General features: G+C 39.5%; 18 protein-coding genes. 10 read left to right on the top strand and 8 right to left on the bottom strand.

Annotated features, from left to right (window positions below; genetic code table 11):
• Positions 1 to 235: 235 nt before the first annotated feature.
• Positions 236 to 1372, top strand: a complete 1137-nt coding sequence (locus MKZ25_RS15075) for a fused response regulator/phosphatase (RefSeq protein ID WP_340802209.1) — start codon at positions 236 to 238, stop codon at positions 1370 to 1372.
• A gap of 129 nt (positions 1373 to 1501) precedes the next feature.
• Here the strand turns inward: MKZ25_RS15075 and MKZ25_RS15070 are convergent, their stop codons facing one another.
• The 5 genes from MKZ25_RS15070 to MKZ25_RS15050 all read right to left on the bottom strand — a co-directional run bounded on the left by MKZ25_RS15070 (position 1502) and on the right by MKZ25_RS15050 (position 9143).
• The gene (locus tag MKZ25_RS15070; protein ID WP_340802208.1) at positions 1502 to 2317 is read right to left on the bottom strand and encodes a CheR family methyltransferase; all 816 of its coding nucleotides are present in this window, start codon (positions 2315 to 2317) and stop codon (positions 1502 to 1504) included.
• On the bottom strand, positions 2310 to 5015 hold the full coding sequence (locus tag MKZ25_RS15065; protein WP_340802207.1) for an ATP-binding protein: 2706 nt from the start codon (positions 5013 to 5015) through the stop codon (positions 2310 to 2312). The genes MKZ25_RS15070 and MKZ25_RS15065 overlap by 8 nt, the downstream gene beginning before the upstream one ends.
• Positions 5016 to 5136: 121 nt before the next feature.
• Entirely contained in the window at positions 5137 to 6309 is a 1173-nt protein-coding gene (locus MKZ25_RS15060; protein WP_340802206.1) for an endonuclease Q family protein, read from the bottom strand.
• 182 nt (positions 6310 to 6491) lie between these two features.
• The gene (locus MKZ25_RS15055) at positions 6492 to 6947 is read right to left on the bottom strand and encodes a helix-turn-helix transcriptional regulator (protein ID WP_340802205.1); all 456 of its coding nucleotides are present in this window, start codon (positions 6945 to 6947) and stop codon (positions 6492 to 6494) included.
• Between the two features lie 111 nt (positions 6948 to 7058).
• A complete protein-coding gene (locus MKZ25_RS15050; protein ID WP_340802204.1) occupies positions 7059 to 9143 on the bottom strand; it encodes a DUF2339 domain-containing protein in 2085 nt (694 codons plus the stop codon).
• 227 nt (positions 9144 to 9370) lie between these two features.
• On the opposite strand from MKZ25_RS15050, the gene MKZ25_RS15045 reads away from it, so the two are divergent.
• From MKZ25_RS15045 to MKZ25_RS15010, 8 genes are all read left to right on the top strand, one after another.
• The gene (locus tag MKZ25_RS15045) at positions 9371 to 10666 is read left to right on the top strand and encodes a transglutaminase domain-containing protein (RefSeq protein WP_340802203.1); all 1296 of its coding nucleotides are present in this window, start codon (positions 9371 to 9373) and stop codon (positions 10664 to 10666) included.
• Positions 10667 to 10840: 174 nt separating this feature from the next.
• Positions 10841 to 11218, top strand: coding sequence for a GntR family transcriptional regulator (locus MKZ25_RS15040; RefSeq protein WP_340802202.1), 378 nt, complete (start codon positions 10841 to 10843; stop codon positions 11216 to 11218).
• Positions 11211 to 11900 (top strand): ABC transporter ATP-binding protein, encoded by a 690-nt coding sequence (locus MKZ25_RS15035; RefSeq protein ID WP_340802201.1) that lies wholly within the window; start codon positions 11211 to 11213, stop codon positions 11898 to 11900. The genes MKZ25_RS15040 and MKZ25_RS15035 overlap by 8 nt, the downstream gene beginning before the upstream one ends.
• On the top strand, positions 11897 to 12721 hold the full coding sequence (locus tag MKZ25_RS15030) for a hypothetical protein (RefSeq protein WP_340802200.1): 825 nt from the start codon (positions 11897 to 11899) through the stop codon (positions 12719 to 12721). The genes MKZ25_RS15035 and MKZ25_RS15030 overlap by 4 nt, the downstream gene beginning before the upstream one ends.
• A 14-nt stretch (positions 12722 to 12735) precedes the next feature.
• Positions 12736 to 13902, top strand: a complete 1167-nt coding sequence (locus MKZ25_RS15025; protein ID WP_340802199.1) for a hypothetical protein — start codon at positions 12736 to 12738, stop codon at positions 13900 to 13902.
• A gap of 433 nt (positions 13903 to 14335) precedes the next feature.
• Positions 14336 to 15982 carry a M20/M25/M40 family metallo-hydrolase gene (locus tag MKZ25_RS15020; protein WP_340802198.1) on the top strand — a complete coding sequence of 549 codons (1647 nt, stop codon included), beginning with the start codon at positions 14336 to 14338 and terminating at the stop codon, positions 15980 to 15982.
• Between the two features lie 83 nt (positions 15983 to 16065).
• A complete protein-coding gene (locus MKZ25_RS15015) occupies positions 16066 to 16416 on the top strand; it encodes a hypothetical protein (protein WP_340716135.1) in 351 nt (116 codons plus the stop codon).
• A 209-nt stretch (positions 16417 to 16625) separates the two neighbouring features.
• Positions 16626 to 16835 (top strand): phosphomannomutase, encoded by a 210-nt coding sequence (locus tag MKZ25_RS15010; RefSeq protein WP_340802197.1) that lies wholly within the window; start codon positions 16626 to 16628, stop codon positions 16833 to 16835.
• Between the two features lie 93 nt (positions 16836 to 16928).
• Here MKZ25_RS15010 and MKZ25_RS15005 read toward each other — a convergent pair whose 3' ends face one another.
• From MKZ25_RS15005 to MKZ25_RS14995, 3 genes are read right to left on the bottom strand one after another with little or no spacing between them, the layout of a single operon-like run.
• Positions 16929 to 18581 (bottom strand): acyl-CoA dehydrogenase family protein, encoded by a 1653-nt coding sequence (locus tag MKZ25_RS15005; RefSeq protein ID WP_340802196.1) that lies wholly within the window; start codon positions 18579 to 18581, stop codon positions 16929 to 16931.
• On the bottom strand, positions 18562 to 20076 hold the full coding sequence (locus MKZ25_RS15000) for a class I adenylate-forming enzyme family protein (protein WP_340802195.1): 1515 nt from the start codon (positions 20074 to 20076) through the stop codon (positions 18562 to 18564). Before MKZ25_RS15000 ends, MKZ25_RS15005 begins: the two co-directional genes overlap by 20 nt.
• A complete protein-coding gene (locus MKZ25_RS14995) occupies positions 20073 to 20456 on the bottom strand; it encodes a MerR family transcriptional regulator (protein ID WP_340802194.1) in 384 nt (127 codons plus the stop codon). Before MKZ25_RS14995 ends, MKZ25_RS15000 begins: the two co-directional genes overlap by 4 nt.
• Before the next feature lie 269 nt (positions 20457 to 20725).
• On the opposite strand from MKZ25_RS14995, the gene MKZ25_RS14990 reads away from it, so the two are divergent.
• A complete protein-coding gene (locus MKZ25_RS14990) occupies positions 20726 to 21790 on the top strand; it encodes an iron-siderophore ABC transporter substrate-binding protein (RefSeq protein ID WP_340716131.1) in 1065 nt (354 codons plus the stop codon).

Below are 21790 nucleotides of genomic sequence, written 5' to 3'. Positions count from 1 at the left end.
ATTATTCGTAATAAAGTACTGCTTTTTCCCCACAGAAAGAGTGAAAGTAAGAAGCGTTCGGATTAAGTCTATCAATCCCTTATATTATACATAGTACATAGCTAATAAGACTAATAGACTGAAATCATGACAAGTAAGCCTCCTCATTTCATTTACCTGTTGTTTTCTGTATAATTATGTGGGACGGGCAATGAATTATATGCTTTATCTAAAAAAATAGAGAGAAGTTGATGTAATGACCATTCTTGTTGTAGACGATAACCAAGTTAACCTCTTCGTTATTGAAAAAATATTGAAAAGTGATGGTTATGAGAAGTTTGTTTCCGTACAATCTGCAAAAGAAATGTTTGACTACCTAGATCCATCCAATGCCCCTAAGTGCTATGACATTAATGTTATTTTATTGGATGTCATGATGCCGGAAATGGATGGAATTGAAGCTTGTCGTATATTAAAGCAAAATCCTCAATGGAAAGATATCCAGGTGATATTCGTAACGGCACTGGAAGATAAAGTGAAGTTGTCGGAAGCTTTAGATGTTGGAGGCATTGATTACATAACTAAACCAATTAATCGAATAGAATTATTAGCCCGTATACGTGTCGGGAAAAGACTGAAAAAAGAACTGGACTGGCATACAAATCAGGAGAAGATTATCCAAAGAGAGTTGGATCTGGCAGCCCGTGTCCAACAAAGCCTTTTAAGCCCACCTGTTCATGAGTCGAATATTTCGATTACCGCTTCTTATTTACCATCATCAAATTTGGCGGGGGATTTATATTATTGGGACAAGCTCGATGAAGACCGATATGCTGTCATGCTATTGGATATGATGGGGCATGGGGTGTCCGCATCGCTTGTTTGTATGTATATTTCTTCCGTTTTACGTGAGGCAATTAAAAAGCTGACAGACCCTGAGCTTGTTATCGCAGAGTTGAATCGTTATATGAATTTACTGCAAAATGAAAAAGAAAATATATTGTATTATTTCACCGGCGTATATTTTATTATCGATACGAAGAAAAAGACAGTGGAATACGTCAATGCAGGCCATCCAAAGGGCTATGCTTTTGTTGATGGCGAAAAGACTGTACCGATTACACATACGAGCTATGCAGTAGGTTTTGTTGAAGATATTAAAATTGAGAAGGCGATTATTCCATATAATTCATCCATCCAAATTGTCCTGTTTACAGACGGGGTTTTGGAAGCAATGGGTCCTTGTGAAATAGAATCGGATAAAGAGCTGTGCAAAATTGCGAGCAGCCACTGGTCGACGGACATTTCACCAATCGACTATTTAGTGAAGGGCGAACAGCAGCATAACCAGCCGGATGATATGTGTGTATTATTATTGAGTGCCAACAGCTGAAAAGTTAATGTTAACTATAAAAACCAATTTTTCTTACAGAGAAAAATTGGTTTTTTTTGCTTCATCCAAAATAAAAAAATGGCACATCCATAATAGATGTACCATTCTTTACATAGTCAAATTCTGTTACTAGAATCTCTTTTGATAGATACGCTCCGTTGCGTTGACGGTGCGGTATTTGGATACGAGCGGCGTAAACTGCAATGTTTCCTTATCGCCTAAGCCCAGATATCCGTTTCTTGCTAAGCTATCGTAAAAGAGATGATGTACCTCATGCTGCAGCTCAGGTGTAAAATAAATGAGCACATTGCGGCAAATGATCACATCAAATTCCTGAAACGATTTGTCTGTTGCCAGATTATGCTGGGCAAACATGATGTTTTCGCTTAAGTAAGGATGGAAAGAGGCAAAGCTGTCATCCGTTTTATAGTATTGGGAAAAGCTTTCTGTTCCGCCAGCCAAAATATAATTTTTCGTATAGGCTTGCATTTTATGAAGAGGGAAGGCACCCTGTTCGGCTTTTAACAGCGCATTTTCATTCATATCTGTCGCATACATGATTGAACGATCCAACAGTCCTTCTTCCTGCAAAAGGATGGCCATCGAATAAACTTCTTCGCCGGTTGCACAGCCTGCATGCCATATCCGTATCTTATCAAGATCTTTCAGCTGCGGAACAATCTCTTCGCGGAACGCCCTGAAGAAAGAGGGGTCCCGGAACATTTCCGTTACATTTATCGAAAAATCGTTCAGCAGCACTTTCAATAACTCTTTATCGTAAATTATCGATTCGGTTAATTGAGAGATTGATGAAAAATTGTTGAGCCGCATGCGATGCTCAATACGTCGTAATATTGATTGTTGATTATACTTTCGGAAGTCAAATCCTGATAATGTGTAAATCGCTTCTAATAACAAGCGTATCTCTAACTTCTTTCTATACATTTCGTATACGTTCCCCACTTGTGAGCCATACCGTTAGTACGGAGAATAGTTGTTCCAAGTTTAAAGGCTTACTTATATAATCGGAAGCCCCCGCTTCAAATGCGCGATCTTGGTCTTGCTTCATCGCTTTTGCTGTTAATGCAATAATCGGCAGCTCATATAATTGTAAATCTTTGCGGATACGCTCCATTGTTTCATATCCGTCCATTTCAGGCATCATAATATCCATCAGAACAGCATCTACGCGAGTCGCCGTCTGTAAAATATTCAGGCATTCCACACCGTTGGAAGCTTCTATAATGTGAACACCTTTATGTTCCAATGCCTGACGAAGCGCATAAATATTACGGTAATCATCATCAACAATCAAAATATGCTTTTCTTCAAATATTGATGTAGGTACACCCATTGGAATAGCTGGAGCTACCTCTGTATAAACAGCTTCCTGTTCAGCGATGCTCGATTGTACAGCATTTCCTTCAGGTAAGCTTGGCAAGTACACTGTAAATGTGCTACCTTCGCCTTCAGCACTTGATAATGTAATCCAGCCACCAAGAAGTTTTGTCACTTCACGGCAAATGGATAAACCTAATCCTGTTCCGCCATATTTACGAACAGTAGCGCCGTCCGCTTGCTGGAACGATTCAAATACGATGTTTTGTTTATTTTTCGGAATACCAATACCGGTATCTGTCACACTAACCGTAATCCATGTATCGCTAAGCTGTCTCATGGCAGGCGTTATACGTGCTTTGTCCACCTTCACAGTTACTGAACCTTCCTCAGTAAACTTGAGTGCGTTGGAAAGCAGGTTATTTAAAACTTGATGGAATCGTTTTACATCGGTATGGAAAATTTCTGCAAGATTATTTGCTACATCCACAGATAATTCCAGGCCTTTTTGATTCGCTACCGGCTGGAATAAATTTTGTATATGCTGTGGAATTTCATATACATCCATCTCTCTGAACCATAAATCCATTTTTCCGGCTTCCACTTTCGATAAATCCAGAATGTCATTAATCAGGTTCAGTAAATCTTCACCCGAATCATGGATAACTTTTGCATACTCCAGTTCATCTTCAGATAAATGCTGTTCATGGTTTTCAGCAAGCATTTCAGACAAGATTAAAATACTGTTAAGCGGTGTACGCAATTCATGGGACATATTTGCAAGGAACTCGGATTTATAATTTGAGCTTTGACGCAGCTGCTCTGCACTTTGCTTCAGTTCAACCTGTACTTTTTCCAGTTCATGCGTTTTCTGTTCCGCATCACGTGTACGTTCTTCTAAACGTTCGTTAATTGTTGTCAGTTCTTCTGTTTGCATTTTCAGCTCTTCAGATTGCGTTTGAAGCTCTTCTGACTGAACTTGCAATTCTTCCGTCATTGCCTGCGATTCATTTAATAGACGAACAACTTCCATACGTCCGATAATACTGTTGATCGTTACACCTAGATGTACAACCACTTCTTTAATAAGATCGCGATGCTGCTGATTATATGATTTTAAGGAAGCCAATTCAAAAACAGCGACGACTTCTTTTCCGAAAAATACAGGGACGATAATACCGTTTGAAATCGGAATATTTCCAAGTGCTGTTTCCAAGTAGTGGAAGCTATTATCTTTGTTGTCATAGCTTAATATACGCTTTTCTTTTACACTCTGACCGATGAAGCCATGACCTACTTCAAAGCTGTCACGTCCTACATCATCGCCAGTTTCTGCAAACGCAGCAATTTTGTTGAACTTGTTATGGTTGCGGATATCCTGAATGTAAAATGCGCCGTATACCGAATGTGTACGAGTTGTTAATGATTTCAGCAATACTTCACCTAATTCATCAAGTGTATCGACACCTTGGTAGGCCGTTACAACTTCGGCTAAGTTCGTTTGGTACCATTGACGGTTTTCCAATGTCGTAAGAAGGGAATTCGTCGCCAGTACAAGGTCTTTTACTTCATCATTCGTTTTGGCAGTAATACGTTTCCGTACTTTCCCGTCAGAAGCATTCATATCTTCAAGAGCTTCAGTTACCTCGTTGATCGACCCGGCAATATTCCGTGAAATAATTGTGAAAATCACGATAGTCACTGTTGCAATTAATGTTAAGATCGCAAAAAGACTATATGTTAATGCCGTATTTTGATCATTAAGATCCGCAACTTTGACTTGAATGGCTTCTGTTTCATACGTACGGAAAGCGGTGAATTTTTGCTGCAGTTGACTAATGGCCAGGCTGCTTTCCACACCGTTAAACATTGAAAGTACTTCTTCATTATCATTAGCAAGTATCGCGTTCAAGAGAGGCTGACCAATATTGTTAATCCAATCTTCGATACCGCTATGTACTACTTCAAGTTGTTCCTGACCGCTTGAAAAGTCATAAACAATGGTACTCAATTCATCATAGGAAGATTTCCAAGTTGCCATTTCTTCATTGAATTTATTTAAATGCGCTTCATCGTCTGTAATTAAATAGCGATGTAAGGAGGATTCCATATTAAGAATTTGGCGTTCTAGATTGTTTGACATCATACGCATTTGAGAATCATATTTAATAATGTCATTTCGTTCTTTTTGTAAACTTGTTATTTGATTATTTAAGACAAGTGCCGCAACGATTAGACATACTATGAGAATAATATACCCACTCGTGATTTTGAAGCCAATGCCCAATTTACGTTTTTTCTTCATTATGTTCCTACCCTGCCTTTATATAAAATTTCTATCATCTAAGTATACTATAACTTAGTAGAGTGTACGAATATGAGGATTTAAAATTGGAAAGAATTTCGATGTTTAATCGAAGATTCAATCAATTCGTATCAATTTTCCCGTATATACCGCCGCCGCCTCCCGTTATGGCAATCTGACCTTTTCTTGATAAGTCGATCAGGACGGCAAGTTTTTCGGGGATGACGTTTTTCAGCTCTTCCAATGAAGCCTCATGCAAAATGTTCATCTCGGTTCCAAATGCATCCAGCATCTTTTCAATTGTTTTAGATCCAATACCCGGAATGAAATCGAGCGGAACTTGATGAATGTATGGAGGTCTGGCAATTTCCAGCTGCGGGTTATCCGTTAACTCCACAATTCTTTTTGCCACGCCTTTGATCAGCTGTTCTTTCCCGCAATGAGGGCAGCGGCTATGACCTTCCTCTATTAATTGTTCGCCGCAGTTCGCACATACCGTTTCATGATACTTGCCAAGAAGGGGATTGAGGCCGTAATTGGCTGTAATTGTTCTTCCTTCTTTTTGATGAAGTGCTTTTCTCAATTCTTCAAAATTAACATCCTTTACCCGGATTTTCTGATATTCACGGGCGAGCTTACCTAAAGAATGAGCATCCGAATTTGTTACAAAACTATAGGGAGCCAATTCACTGATTCCTTTGACCATCATCGTATCCGAGCTTAACCCAAGTTCAATTCCATCAATGAGCGTCGGATCGAAAACTTCCGTCAGGCTGCTTTTAACCCCTTTGCCGAAAAGACTTTTAAACGGGGTAAATACATGTGCCGGAATAAACAGGCCGTCAAGTTCATGGACTTTTTGCTGCAAAGTGCGCCCGTCGCAATGCGAACGCTGTGTGCTTAAATGAATATTCTTCTGGTGAAGTTGGAGCCAGTCTGAAAACTGTTTCATCTTCTTAAGTGTTGGGATATAGCACAGAACATGGATCGGACCATGACAGTTTGCATCGTAAATCTCGATTTCCGTTCCTAAAATGAGGGTTGTCTTTTTATAACGAATTCCGCCTTCCACTAATTCTGTAGCTTTTTGTTCGTGAAGAAGCTGTTCGACTTCTTCAATTACTTCAGGTGAATGACAATCGATAATGCCGATTAAATCCAGCCCTTTTCTCGAAGTAGCGGTTTCTAAAATATTTGTCAGCGTCAGGTTTTTGCTTCCTGTTATTTTTACTGCCCGTCCTTTATAAGTACGTCCAATATGTATATGTAAATCCGCATAAATCTCCTTCCACATCGTACACACATCCTTAAAAGAGTTGTTAAATAAATGATACCCGAAATTCGAAGTTTATTTGCAAGGTGGGGCAGTTTATTTACGAGAAAAGCATTATTACGATTACCGGGATAAATTGCCGTCATTAAAAATCCTGCTGACAGGGAAATTCGAATCAGCAGGATAGTCATAAAATATTTTTGTTAAATAATAGATTTTATCGCTTGCCACTTTTCCATTACGACATCTTCTTCAAACGTACTGATGATTCGATAGTTTTCGTCGTCTAAAATGCGGTAATGCTTGCTTAGAAGATTTTGCTGAAGGCGGTGTTTTTTATATTCGTCGATGTTCTTCCACCAAACATATCCACCCATTGTTTTTTCGCGTGGGGTAATGATGACATGATGTGCAGTAAGTTCAATGACTTCCATCGGATCGCCGCCAATACGGTTTTGCAATGTTTCGCTATGACGAAAAAGGGCACAGATCGCAATTGTTGTTGTCCAGTTTGCAAAGTTGCGCTCTTTCTCGATTTGTACAAGCGTCTTTTTTGAAATACCCAAAATTTCGGCCATTTTATCTTGCGTGTAATTATTTTCCGTACGGATAAGCTTCAAACTTTCCGATGTTATTTGTATGATAAACTCTCGATCCATCGAATCACCTCGTGTAATAATACACTAAATATAACATAATACCATTTCCTTTTCGATGAATTGAAATAAAAAAGTCTGGGCAAAATCGCCCAGACTGCATTCAGCTAACAATTATTCGTCTTTTCCTTTTCCGAGTAGTTTGTTTGAAATGACAAGTCCGATTGCACCGATAATAATGAATGAAATCGAACGAATCAAAATGTCGAGCTCGGATAAATCAAAGAAAATCATCTTAATAATCCCGAAGAACAGTAAGCCGATACCGACCATTTTCAAATTAGAGTAGCTTCGTTTCGCTGCGAGGAACAGCGAAATGCAGGCAATGATGAAAATAAATACCGTATTCAGAATAACCGCGGTGCTCCAATTGATAAGCTCGTGGAAATTCATGAAATTCGTTATACTGAAAACCCATATAACCGAAATGATCATACTGGCGATTGTCAGTGGTTCTGTATATTGGCTGAAAAACGTTTTATAGTTTTTATAAATCCATCCTTGTTCCCAAGCATCTGCGACAATTGCCCACAGAATGGCAAAGTATAAAATACGGACGATAATGGCGACAATAACTGCCCGATCATCCACCCATACAGTGGACAGTAAAACAAGTCCTGCAGCTCCGTATACCGCGGCAGCAAGCCAAGGAAGAATTTGACCGACGATTTCGCTTTTGACGATCAAAACTGCGGCAAAGGCAAACGCGATTACACTAAATACTAAAAACGTTGTATAATGCTGCGGCATATAAGCCCAGTCCAGTTTCCAAACGTATAGCAGAGCAACTAAATATAATAGACACGGATAAATATCTTCCAGTTTGAAAAGTCTCTTTTTCTCTTCGACAGCTGTGCCTTTATACTGAAGCAGCACTTTATAAAGAACGACAAGCATTGCGATGACAAGAACAATGTTTAAATGCTTCAGCGAGAAAAATGGCTCCACTTCATAAAACATTAAAACAAAAAGGGCCAATAGAGAGAATGTAATGAACTTAACCCATTTCATGAACACTATCGCATGTTTTACCGCAACAACCAATCCTCCAAATGCTACGACAATCATCAGAAGCAACGTCATTTCACTTGAAATATTAAGCTGTGTAATAATATTCAGAAGCACGATCGCCGATAATGTCCCGAACATATCGGTCAACAGTCGGTCAGCACGCTTAAATACGATATATAAAGCACCGGCTACAATCGCTAAGAACAAAATAAGCGCGATAAGTAACGGCGTCTGTTCACGGGAAAGAATTCCGTTTACCAGTGACAATACGAAGACAGTAAAGGTAAATAGGAAACTCGCATGAATCTTACTTTTATTAGAATATAACCGTAAGAAACTAATAAGAAACAGACTGAACACCGCAATGAGCGCAAATGCGAAAAAGACGAGGCGTTCATCATGGAATATCGAAACAACCGCCAGTGCTAAAACTGAAAAAGCGGTCCCGATATAAAGCGCTTTTCGCTGTGTATGCTTCAAAATAACGATTTGTAGAACGGCGAACAGCAGTACGATGAAAACACCAATAATTATTGCGCTAAACTGCATGTATTCCAGTAAATACGGCAGCAGTAATGACGTAAAGACAACGAGTACTGTCAATGCTTCATTTCCTTTAATATAGCTGATGAATACTCCGTAAACAATGTAGAGCAGTGCAAAAATCAGTGCTACGTATAAACTGAGCACATCATATAAAATGGCCCCTGCAGCAGTTGTTAAAATCCCGACGATGAAGGCACCACCGTATAGCGATAACGCGACAACCCGCGATCCTTTCTGTTTTTTCTCCATATAATAGGCACATGCGCCAAGACCGATGGACAGTACAAAGCCGGCGATAATTTTGACGCTATCGGATAAAAAGCCGTAATCACTCACGAGTTTCAATCCCCAAAGGACACCGAGCACTAAAATGACTGTAAAGATGCGCGGTAATGCCCGTGTGAACAATTCTTCCAGTGACCGCTTTTCCTTTTCGGGAATCGGGTCTTCCTTAGGAACAGCAACCGTATTTGATACAGGTTGCTTTGCCGGAATAATAGGCGGCTTTACCGTTTCTTTTCTTTCGGGTATAATTTGCTCTATTTTCGTATGTTGCTTTAAATGCTGCACTTCTGTTTTTAACAATCGAAGTTCCTGCTCCAAAGCCGCAATCCGTTCCAGCATCTCCGGATCTCTTTCCACAAAATCACCTCTTTCAACAAAAGTAATGATACTCTATTAGTGTAATTTTACACTTTTGGATCGTGAAAGTAAATTGTTTTCGGAAATTCATTTTAAGTGAAGGTAATCTATAAATCATGGGTAAAGAAAATAGTTCCAGTCTATTTAGGAGAATATTATGCATATTATTTATCATTTGAAACTATAATTAAGTAATATAGAAATAACTATGGTTAGTAGGGGGTAATATGAGTAATTTAATTATTTTTTCAATCATTTTTCTAATCGTCCTAGTAATTTTTATAAAGCTGTTTCGTTCCTTTACCGCACAATTATATATTCGGAGCCGAATACGAAAAGGAATCAGGCAGCATTTTAAACAAATTAAATTGGCAAAAGGAAATAAGCAACAGCTTTTTGACGTATATAAAAGTGTTTATAAGAACGCAACATCAAAACCGAATCGATTATTTGTCTCCAGAGATCGAAATAAGTTTGAATTGAAAGCAAATACGGAATTAAACCGGATGACGAGGAATCCTTTTACAAAACTGTATGCAAGCGCATTAACATATTCAAAAGGGTTATTTACATGTCTTTTTCTCATAGCGACAATTCTTTCGGGCGGAATTTTGAAAGAAGAAGTAAAAGCCTCTTCATTGACATTGCCGACAGTTGACGAAAACATTCAATTAAAACTGAATGTCAACTTGGAGGATAAAATCGACCAGATCGTGACCAGCTTTATGCAAGGTGAAAATAAACTGCAAAGCTTTAATTTTCAGGATTTGGCAAATAAGAAAGTTGTTCCGGTTTATGACGTAAAAGATTTACCGCAGGCAGTGACAAATGTGGAACAGTTAGGCCAGGCAATCGCCCACCATATGTCCCAGTTTGAACATCAGTTTACGGTGTACTATGAAGGAGACGTCTCCGATTTTGAAACAACAATAGATGAAGTATTTGCATGGCTGGAAACAAATGAACCGTATTTATGGGCGGTCATGGGCGAGTTCTCAACACGTGCCAAATACTACGGCAATAAAGTTGAATGGCATGCAACGGTAAACTATGATTTAACAGCAGAAGAAAATGCCATTGTGCTAGGTAAAATCGATCAGATTATCAGTACAATTCCGGAGAATGCAACGGAATCGGAGAAAGTGAAATATGTGAACGACTATTTAGTTGTGCATACAGCTTACAATATGAACAGTAAAGCGAACCCGCATACGCCATATTCGGTTTTAATGAATGGGGAAGGCGTCTGTGAAGGGTATGCTTTGGCCGCATTATTAATGTTTGAAGCACTCGGCATCGAAGCAAAATATGTTGTCGGCAATGCGGGCGGGCCACATGCCTGGAATTTGGTGAAAGTGGATGGACAGTGGTATCACCTCGATATTACATGGAATGACCCGGTTCCGGATCAGGGTGATAAAGTCCATTATCAGTATTTCCTCATTAGCGATGAAAAACTTTCAAATGATCATGAATGGATTAAATCGGATTATCCGAAAACAGCTGTAAATGATTACCTGTAAAAAATAATATTGACAAAAGAATGTATTAAACACATAATACACTTATTAGGTGTATGAAGTGCTTAATACATTTTTTATGCATACTGTATTAAGTAGTTAGTACAGATTGAGATTCAAAGTATTTTTTTGCGAATAGTGTATTAAGTGCGTAATACACGAAAGGAGCTGAAACAGGTGGATGTGAAATTCAATAACCGGGATCCTGTATACGTGCAGGTTATCCGTCATTTTAAGGAACAAATTGCAAAAGGTTCGTTTGCGCCAGGCCATGTCATCCCATCTAGACGGGAGTTGGCCAATCAGCTCAAAATCAACCCGAATACAGTGCAGCGTGCCTATAAGGAAATGGAGGAGCAGAAATTGATTTATACAGAAGGAAATATGCCAAGTTGTATTACGAAAGATGAAGCGGTGCTAAAAAGTGTACGTGAAGAACTAATCAGTGAAGCAGTGCAAGTATTTATCAGTTCGATAAAATCAATCAATGCGCCACTTCCTGAAATCATGGAGCTCGTACAGAAACAGTATGAGGAGGCGGAGCAGCATGATTGAAGTTAAAAATGTCTCTAAAAAATACAAAAGAAAGCAAGTATTGAAAGATATGAGCTTTACTGCAGAAAAAGGGCAAATTACATGCCTGATCGGAATTAACGGTGCAGGAAAAACGACCATTATGAAATCAATCATGGCGCTCACTCCGATTGACCGTGGCGAAATACTAATCGACGGCAAAAAAATCAGCAAAGATGCTTTTGAAAGAATTACGTATATTCCGGACCGTCTGACAATGTCACCAAACTATACAATTGCGCAAAGCTTCGATTTTATGGCCGATTTTTATAAAGTGTGGAATGAACAGCGGGCAACAGAACTCCTTGCCTTTTTTCAACTGGATCCGAGCGATAAAATTTCAAGCCTGTCAAAAGGAAACACGGCAAAAGTCAATTTGCTGCTTGGCTTGGCACTGGATGTGGACTATATATTGATGGATGAGCCGTTTTCAGGAATCGACATCTTTTCAAGAGAACAGATTGCCAATGTCTTTACAAGTCATTTAATTGAAAATCGCGGCGTCATTATTACAACACATGAAATTAATGATATTGAACATTTAATCGATAAGGCAGTGCTCATTGGGGACGGCCGTGTATTAAGAGAAATGAATGTAGAAGAGATGCGGGAAACAGAAGGCAAATCCGTAGTAGATGTAATGCGGGAGGTGTATGTCGGATGAATCACTATATAAAGCTCGTCAATTTTGAAGTGAAACGATTCAGCAAAATCTTTCTAGCTTTAATAATCGGGGTAGTAGCAGCTCAAATTATCGGAGCCATTATCACGTCTTTACATTATGTAGACAATGCGGAGACAACGATGCTGCGTGAGCAAATGGCAGTAAGCCAATATATCCAACAGTACGGAGCCTACTCACTGCAAAACTTTTTATATTCGGAATACTTCATTCTATCCATAGTATTTGCAGCAGCTTTACTTATAATTTATGTCTTTTTCATTTGGTATCGTGACTGGTTAGGGAAATCATCGGTTATTTATCGTTTACTCATGCTGCCTACAGCACGCAGAAATGTGTATTTCGCCAAATTGACAACAATATTGCTTTTTATTTTCGGTTTAACTGGAATGCAAATCATCTTACTGGAAGTTGTGAATCAAATTACTCAACGAATAGTACCTGACCAATTATGGATGGATGAAAGTATAATTTATATTTATTCTACTGAAGTACTGGATTTATTGTATCCGCAATCATCTTTATTGTTTGTTTTCTATTATGTAATTGGCATTACAGCTGTTGCAGTAATTTTCACCTCTATTTTATTTGAACGCAGCTATCATATTAAAGGGATTTTCCTGGCATTCATCTATTGTGTGATTTCAATAGTCATTGTAATGGTTCCAGTGATCATTCAAATAATTACCAATTATTTTTATGCGAATGAGATTTATTTAATCGTTACAGGATTCAGTATTTTAACGACTGCACTTGCGATTTATTTAGCAGATTATTTATTAAAACGAAAGATTAATGTGTAGAGGAGGGGAATGACATGAAAAAATATTGGCAACTTCTTTTAATTACCGGAATAATCGTTGTAACGTTTACTGTGCACTATATACAAGTAGTGAACGCAAAAGACAAAGAGTATAATTTTACATTCGAAAAAATTTCAGGTGATGATAAATATATAGATTCATTGATGTTCGAAACAAGCGTTGAATATAGGCTAGGTTACAATTCACTTCTTATTAGTAAAGATGAATCCACATTAATTGAATCTATTCATAACCGTACAGTGCCGATAATGTTTCAAAGACTCATAGATGAACATAAAAGCTTTATGCGCGGTAAAGCATTTATTGAAAATAACTATTTTGAGGACGATACGAAGCTTATTTATATGAAGGATCCTGAAGAAGGCTGGAAGGTAAAAGAAGGGGACACATACAGTTATGAAGTTGATGTACTGGATAAAGTGAAGGATGAGAGAACTTCATTTGCAATCGAGTCACAGCTGAAAAATAGATATAACTGGGTTTTTTATAATGATATTACGGTTGTTGATAATGAGCTTAAACTTATTGTAAAACAAGTTGATAATGACGGAAGCGAAAAAATGTATCATGTGATTATTGATTTGAAAAAGCAGCAGCTGCTGAGTGAAACTTTACTTGAAGAAGCAACAATGGACGAAACGACAAGAAGAAGTATTGATTCCCACAATTCTTATTCAAATTTAGGTCATGAAAAATACCATGTCTATTCTATAAGTTCTGTTGATTTGAAAAGTCCTGAACAAGATGTTACTTCACGTCAGTTCAGCGCATTAAATACGGAAACGAATGAAATAACAGATATTCAGTTACCGGAAGGTTTAGATCATAACCTGCAAAGTATTGAAGTAGATGATAATTATTTAGTTATTGCCTATTCAACAAAAGAGGAAATAGTCATTTACAGATATAATATCGGACAGCAGAGATGGCTTGAACCGATTACTGAACCATATCCTGTAAAAATATTAATTCCTGAATTTAACAGCACGACTTCACTAAACGGAAAATTTTACGTCATGACAGAAGTGAATAACGATTATGTACTTAAGATTTTTGATATTGAACAAGGTACATTATTATATGAAGGAAAACTTATCAATAATAATATGAAACAAAAATATTATATTCACATAACTGATGTATATGAATCAGAAAAGTAATTGAAAAGACTTAAAACTCAATGAATTTGGCTACCAACAGATTTTTGGAGTATATAATAGAAAGACGCTTAATCGAGGCATGTGCGGGAAATTTTTAAGATATTCCGACAAACCGTTATAAATTAATGTATTATCTTCAATTCAATTATTCCATTCAATGGGTAAAGAAAAGAAATAAGCTTAGATGCACATAACAAAGCCCGCTATCTTTTATGTTAGCGGGATTTTTTATCTTCATAGAGGTATGTTCGTTTACCGAGAGTATTTAATGCTTAAGCCAAACTTCAACTTTTTCTTTACACCCAACACCAATTTCAACTCTCAATAGTATAGTCTTAAACAAATGATTGACTGAATATTCACATTTATTTACACTGAGGAAAATAGGCGACATAGAGAGACAGCTAGAACGAGACAAAGGAGAGGGTATGTTGTGTTTAAATGGAAGAGCAAAGAGCAGTTAAGGCAATTATTATGTGAACTTGTACAAGTAAAAAGTGTTTCAGGTTCACAGGCAGAAAAGGATTTCCCTGATATTGTAGTGAATAAACTGTCGGAGCTGGCGTATTTCAAAGAAAACCCTGGCCATTTAAATCGAACATACTTGAGTGATGGGCGCAGTTTCATTAGCGCATTGGTCAAAAAATCTCCGGATACTAAAAAAACAGTCGTATTAATTAGTCACTTTGATGTAGTGGATGTACAGGACTACGGAAAATGGAAACAATATGCTTTTGAGCCCGAGAAGCTGACGGAACAATTTTACTTGATAAAAGATGAATTGCCTGAAGCAGTACGAGTTGATCTAGACAATGGAAACTGGCTATTCGGCAGAGGCACGATGGATATGAAGTGCGGGCTTGCCTTGCATATGTCCATTGTAGAGCAGGCGACATACGGAGAATATGACGGCAACATTCTTTTATTGACCGTTCCGGATGAGGAAGTAAACTCTGAAGGAATGCGGGCAGCAGTTCCAAAACTTGTGCAACTTTCGGAAGAGCATAATCTTGAATATACAACAATATTAAATTCAGAGCCGATGTTCAGTAATTTTCCTGGCGATAAAAATAATTACTTCTATACCGGATCTATCGGAAAAGCATTGCCGGGCTTTTTATGCTACGGGAAGGAAACCCATGTCGGGGAACCGTTCGGAGGACTGAATGCAAATTATATGGCGTCGGTGCTGACAGCTGAAATGGAATTAAATACGGATTTTTGTGAAAAAGTGGGCGAAGAAATGACGCCGCCACCAACGAATTTAATTTATCGCGACTTGAAAACGGAGTATTCCACACAAATTTCACATCGGGCTGTGACACTATTTAATTTATTGTTATTTGAAAGAAGCATGACAGACGTTGTTTCATTGCTCCAGCAAAAAGCGATCAAAGCGGCAAATGAAATCGAACAGTCCTATATGAACAAAGCTACGAAGTATTCACAGCATACGGAATTTACACCGCAGCAATTAAAAGTGAAGGTCATGAAGTATGAGGAAATTTACGAATATGCGCTGGAGAAATACGGTGAAGAGAAAGTTGAAGAACTCCTATCAAATCGTGACAGCGAAAAAGACGATCGGGAACGAACGATTGACCTCGTTGATCAACTAGCTGCGTTATGTAATGAACTGGCACCGATGATTGTTATCTTCTTTGCGCCGCCATTTTATCCTGCAATCAGTTCAGGGAAAAATGGACTCATCAGCAATCTTGTAAATGAGTTGAAGCAATACACGCATGAAACTTTTAATATGGAGTTTACTATTCAAAACTACTTTGCCGGAATATCGGATTTAAGCTATGTAGGGTTGAACTATGAAAACAGTTCGATTGAGTCGCTAATAAACAATATGCCGGTTTGGGATAAAGGCTACTCGCTGCCGATCGGGGATATGAAAGAGCTGACTGTACCGGTGCTGAACATCGGTCCGGTTGGAAGAGACCCGCATAAATGGACAGAGCGGCTTGACGCGGATTTTGCATTTGGAACATTAGTGGATCTACTGCAATTGACGATTGAAAAATTATTCGCTGCGCATTATGAGGTGAATGAACAAATAGTGAGCAATTAATAATCTGCCTTTAAGGTTTATCGTTAAATTTATGATACAGTGGGAATACTAACCGCGAAATAGAGCGGAGTTGGAGGATTATGATGACAAATACAGTAGACGAACTATTAGAATCGCTCGTGGCAGCGACAGTAAATAATGAAGTGAAATGGAGTAAAGGTACGGAGCAGCTGGAAGAGGTGTTGGAAGAAGTATACGGCAACACGGAAAAGCTTTATTTCTTCTTTGATGAAGAAGAAGGTTCAAACATCGTTGTAGCAACGTATCAATATTACGAAGGCGAAGTAGAAGCCGATGAATTTTTAAAAGACGGCATGAGCCTGTTTGTCATTGACGCAGATGATTTTGAGATTTTAAATGAAGTAACAGATGAAGATGCGGATGATGCAAAATTATTCCCGGCTTTAATGGAAGCAATTGAAGAAGTGAAGTAAGCTTAAAAAAATGTAACGGGTGTGAACGGTTTTAGAATCGTCTGCATCCGTTATTTTGTTATGGCGGATCCTATATTCCGGGTGAGAAAAAGCGTGTGTGGATTTTATTAGAACAATAGAGTGGTTTATTAGAAGAAATTCAAGTGATATTAGAAGAACGGGGCTGGATATTAGAAGATTCGATAATTTGAGGTGCAGGAGAATCTTTATTGCCGGTAAAATGGGTGAGAAGAAGCCGTACCTGGATTTTATTAGAACATTTAAGCGGTTTATTAGAAGATCGAGGCAGGATATTAGAAGAAGTACATACTTTATTTGAACATCCGGGACACTTATTAGAACAAACCGCACTTATATTAGAAGATCGGCAATATATTAGAACAAATAAATTTATATTAGAACTTCTGCGGATATATTAGAGAATCCGACCAATGCCCGCTGGATCATAGTGCACCCCAGCACCCCCACCAAAAAAACGCCCGGTAACCAACCCGGGCGCTCCACTTAAACAATCAATAACCGCTATTCAGCACATCGAACCCTTTCACCGCTAATGGCACTTCACCAAAGGACTTCTGGCCGAACTGTTCCTCGATATAAATTTCCGCCAGCATCTGCTCGCGTTCACCGGCCGTTTCACCATGCTTCACCGCAACAACTGCTTCGTATAGACGAGCAAGCTCCTGCATGAGCGGTTTCGCCTCCACTGTTTGCATTGCCGGTTCCAGTGTGACAAATACTGCAAAGCGCTGCTCCACGACAGAGGCCAGCTGCTGCAAATAAGGATGGTTCGTCTGCTGCAATTCATTCAGCAGCGTAATATGCGCATTCTTTTGAACGAGGCGAATAAGCTCGTGTGCCAAAATATTCGCTGTACCTTCCCAAACGGTCAATACTTGAGCATCGCGAAGCAAGCGAGGGAGAACAAAATCCTCAATATAGCCGTTTCCGCCATGTAGTTCAATCGCTTCATGCGTGAACTCAATCGCCCATTCTGCCGTTTCCTTTTTCACTAACGCAATTAACAGGCGGACAAGCTGCTGTTCTTCCTCTGAAGCATTCCCGCTGACAACTTCATCATAGCGCGACACTAAATCGAACAACGCAACAAGTGATGCATGCCATTTAGCGTGCAATAAGCCTAGTGTATGCTTCACCATCGGAAACTCGGCAACTGTCTGGCCAAATGCGATACGCCCGTTTGTATAATGGACCGCTTCATCCAGTGCGCGTTTCATAATGCCGACTGATGCTGCGGCATTACAGATCCGGGACAGGTTGAGTGCCTCGAGCATATAATAGATGCCTTTGGAAGGATCCCCGACAACATATGCTTTTGCACCGTTAAACTCGACTTCTCCTGACGGGACCGCCTTTACGCCAAGCTTATCTTTCAATCGGCGGATCGTAATGTGATTAAGCTCACCATCGTCGTCACGCCATGGGACAGCAAACAATGTTAAGCCGCGTGAACCTTCTTTGGAATTGGTTGTCTGACGGGCAAGCACCATCGCAACTCCGCACATCCCGGCATTCGATGCAAAGTACTTTTCACCGTATAAACGCCATTCACCTTGTTCAAGGCGTGCCTCCACGACATTCGCACCAACATCTGATCCACCTTGGCGCTCCGTTAAAAACGTAGCCCCTTCAAATAATTCCGTTTCGCCTGTTGCGCAAATATGCGGCATAAACTTCTGCTTCAGCTCTTCGGATGCATAGTGCTCGAATAAATACGCTGTCGCCATCGTCAATGTGACAGGACAGTAAAAACCTGGTTCGGTTTGCGATAGCAAATAGCCTTGCGCAAAGCTGTATACATAATTGCCTTTATGGCCTAATTCGGGAATGTCTTTATGGATATAGCCGACAATCCCTGTTGCATAAGTTTCGGCAACCGTTTGTTTATAGCCTTCGTTCACAATGACTTCGCTTACTTCATCGCCGTATGCATTATAGCGGCGTAATCGTGGTTCGCCTTCCCGGTCCGTCACTTTGGCACGGGCATCGATCGGTCCGGCACAAAGCGCACCGAATGCCGTCAGCCGTTCATCCGCATAATTATAAAAAGACGGAGAAAGTTTTTGCTGTAGTAGCTGATGCAATGTTTGATCGGATTCATAAAAATTCTGGCTCTTTTCACGTTTATTGGCTAATACTTGCATTTGCTTCACCTCTTAGCTGCTGTTTTAATATTTTCCCGGAAGCATTGCGCGGAAGTGCTTCCGCTTGTTCAAAGATTTTCGGGATTTTAAATGCGGCAAGTTTCCCTTCCAAGTGCTCGCGGATTTCCTGCTCGGAAACAGGGACTTTTGCACAGTAAACCGCTTTTACAGTTTCGCCCCATTCAGGATGCGGTACACCGAACACCGCTACTTCAAAAATAGCGTCATGCAGCAGCAGCTGATCCTCTATTTCTTTCGGGTAAATATTGACGCCGCCTGAAATAATTACATCTTTTTTACGGTCGACGATGTAAATATAACCTTCCTCATCGATGCGGGCTAAATCGCCCGAACGCACCCAGCCATCAACGAAAATGTTTTTCGTTTCTTCCGGATTTTTATAGTATTCTTTCATATTGCCTTCACCATATAAAATGATTTCGCCAATTTCACCAGGTGCCACATCTTCATTTAATGCATTAATCACACGCAGCTCTGTTCCAAACGGTGCTCGCTTACCGATGCTTCCTGCCTTGTGAGGGTGATCCGCAGCATGTAATATCGACCCGCTCGGACCGGCTTCCGTTAAACCGTACACACATACTAAGTTGTCCGTATTAAACTGCTGCTGAATATATACGACTTCTTTTTCGGAAAGCGGTGCGCCTCCGTACACCCACCACTTCATTGACGACAGGTCCGCACTTGCGATACGAGGTGAGCCGGCAGTTAGAAGGTAGGCAACAGGTGCCCCGAAGAAGTGCGTCGTTTTGTATTTTTCTACCGTATCTATTAACAAGTCAGGCGTAAATGTCGGTGTGAGCACAGCTGTTGCCCCGACTAAAATGGCCGTGACCAAAAACAAATTCAATGGAGCAGAATGAGTTAGCGGCATCATGATGAGCATCCGGCTTTCGGGTTTTACTTCCATTTCAATGGCAATCATATGGGATACTGCGAGGACATTGCGGTTTGTCAGTAAAACGCCTTTTGGATTGCCGGTTGTGCCGGATGTATAAAGTAATGTTGAATCATCATCCTCCACTAGATCACAGCAAACGACCTCATTTTGGCCAGCTGCCTGGAATTGATCGAAGCTTTGCCAGTCATGGACAGCAGGACCTGTTTTTACTTTTAGACCATTGAACATAATCGTAGCGGCCTGTTCGAAAATCAGCTCATGGACAAAGATCGCCTTCGCGTCACTATGATTGAGCACATACTCAATTTCGCGTGTGACAAACTTGGCATTGATCGGTACAACGACAGCCCCCATACGCTGAATGGCAAAGTAAAGCGCGACGAACTCTTGCACATTTGGCATGAAAATCCCGACTTTATCGCCTTTTACGATTCCGCTTGCACGCAATGAACCGGCGATTTTATTAACTTGGTCATCCAACTGTTGATACGTCGTTTCCTGGCCGAGACTAATGACAGCAGTTTGATTCGGATACTTTCTTGCATGACGAGCTAACAGATTAGAAATATTCATGATTGGTCCTCCAATAATAGAATTAGTTTTTCCTGAAAAATAGCTTCCGTCTTTTCGATTTCTTGACGGATTTCATACAACTCTTCAATCTTTTGGTCAATTTCCTTTATTTTTTGCTGACCGTATTCGATTGTCCGCTCCAGCTGTTTAATACCTGTACGATCAAGGTCAAAAAGCAAAATCATTTCCTTAATTTCTTCCATAGAAAAGCCATACTTTTTTCCTCGGATAATTAGCTTGATCTTTGCCTCCTCCCGTTTGGAATAATGGCGCATTCCATTATGAGGTCGTGTCGGTTTCAATATTCCGAGCTCTTCATAGTAGCGCAGTGTTCTCGGTGTGAGTGCATATTCTTTAGCGATCGTTTTAATGGATTTCACATTACACCCCCATTGGAAGAATTATATCATTTACGTTAACGTCAATTTAAAGAGAAATATAGTATAAAAGAGAAAAAATATTTATGAAAGACAAAAATAGAGAGGGAATAGAAAAGCGAAAAATGGAATAGCCCATATAAAATACTTACTATATAAAAATTAAATTCAATATTTAATAAATCTCATTGACAATCATTATCATTTAGATTTATTATTTAGGAAGCGATAATGATAATTGTTATCAATAAATTCCAAGGGGCGCTATTCAAATGAAAACGAAAAAGTTCTATTCTTTAATGACAATACTTTTCGTAGCGATTGGTTTACTGGTTGTTGCGGGTTGCTCGGATAAAGAAACAAGTACAGAAGTGAATAAATCAAATGAAACAACAGGTTCTTCAAATTCAGAAGATTCGGCAACGCAATATCCAATCGTAATCAAACATGCATTAGGTGAAACAGTAATTGAAGAAAAACCGGAGCGTGTAGCAACAGTTTCATGGGCAAACCATGATGTAGCACTTGCTTTAGGTGTTGTACCGGTAGGGTTTTCGGCAGCAAACTACGGTGTACAGGATGAAAGCGGTATGCTTCCATGGACAGCAGAAAAATTAAAAGAGCTTGGTGAGGAAAATCCGAACATCTACCAAGATACAGATGGCATAGATTTTGAAGCAGTTTCAGATTCAAATCCGGATGTGATTTTAGCGGCATATTCAGGGCTTACTCAAGAAGAGTATGATACGTTAAGCGAGATTGCACCGGTTGTTGCATATCCGGAAACTCCGTGGGTTATTACATGGCGTGACCAAATCCTATACAACGCAAAAGGTATGGGTATGGAAGAAGAAGGTCAACAATTAATCGCTGATACAGAAAAATTAATTCAAGATAAAGCAAATGAATTCCCTGAAATCAAAGGTAAAAAAGCAGCGTTCGGTATGTTTAACGCGACAGATTTATCAAAGTTCTATATTTATACACCAGCTGATCCGCGCGGTGAATTACTGGAAGAGCTAGGTATGGAATATCCGGAAAGCATTAAAGCGCAAGTTCAGGATGAAAGCAGCTTCTACATCGAATTAAGTGCAGAAAATGCAGATGCTTTAAACGATGCTGATATTCTGATTGCATATGGTGATGACAACACATTAGCAGCACTTCAGGCAGATCCGATTTTAGGTAAAGTACCTGCAATCAAAAATGGCACGGTTTTAATCATTCCTGACAACACACCACTTGCTGCTGCAGGAAATCCGAACCCGCTGTCAATTCAATATACAATCGACGAGTATGTAACTTTAATTTCGGAAGTTGCGAAAAAGATAAAATAA

The sequence above is a fragment of the Solibacillus sp. FSL W7-1464 genome (genome assembly GCF_038004425.1).
GTDB lineage: Bacteria > Bacillota > Bacilli > Bacillales_A > Planococcaceae > Solibacillus.
Note: the sequence above shows the minus strand (reverse complement) of the source record. Positions and strands in the feature narration are given on the sequence as shown.

Coding starts and splice junctions, on each gene's coding strand:
- MKZ25_RS15075 (WP_340802209.1), top strand. CDS start 236: ATGACCATTCTTGTTGTAGACGATAACCAAGTTAACCTCTTCGTTATT.
- MKZ25_RS15070 (WP_340802208.1), bottom strand. CDS start 2,317: ATGTATAGAAAGAAGTTAGAGATACGCTTGTTATTAGAAGCGATTTAC.
- MKZ25_RS15065 (WP_340802207.1), bottom strand. CDS start 5,015: ATGAAGAAAAAACGTAAATTGGGCATTGGCTTCAAAATCACGAGTGGG.
- MKZ25_RS15060 (WP_340802206.1), bottom strand. CDS start 6,309: ATGTGGAAGGAGATTTATGCGGATTTACATATACATATTGGACGTACT.
- MKZ25_RS15055 (WP_340802205.1), bottom strand. CDS start 6,947: ATGGATCGAGAGTTTATCATACAAATAACATCGGAAAGTTTGAAGCTT.
- MKZ25_RS15045 (WP_340802203.1), top strand. CDS start 9,371: ATGAGTAATTTAATTATTTTTTCAATCATTTTTCTAATCGTCCTAGTA.
- MKZ25_RS15035 (WP_340802201.1), top strand. CDS start 11,211: ATGATTGAAGTTAAAAATGTCTCTAAAAAATACAAAAGAAAGCAAGTA.
- MKZ25_RS15030 (WP_340802200.1), top strand. CDS start 11,897: ATGAATCACTATATAAAGCTCGTCAATTTTGAAGTGAAACGATTCAGC.
- MKZ25_RS15025 (WP_340802199.1), top strand. CDS start 12,736: ATGAAAAAATATTGGCAACTTCTTTTAATTACCGGAATAATCGTTGTA.
- MKZ25_RS15015 (WP_340716135.1), top strand. CDS start 16,066: ATGACAAATACAGTAGACGAACTATTAGAATCGCTCGTGGCAGCGACA.
- MKZ25_RS15005 (WP_340802196.1), bottom strand. CDS start 18,581: ATGCAAGTATTAGCCAATAAACGTGAAAAGAGCCAGAATTTTTATGAA.
- MKZ25_RS15000 (WP_340802195.1), bottom strand. CDS start 20,076: ATGAATATTTCTAATCTGTTAGCTCGTCATGCAAGAAAGTATCCGAAT.
- MKZ25_RS14990 (WP_340716131.1), top strand. CDS start 20,726: ATGAAAACGAAAAAGTTCTATTCTTTAATGACAATACTTTTCGTAGCG.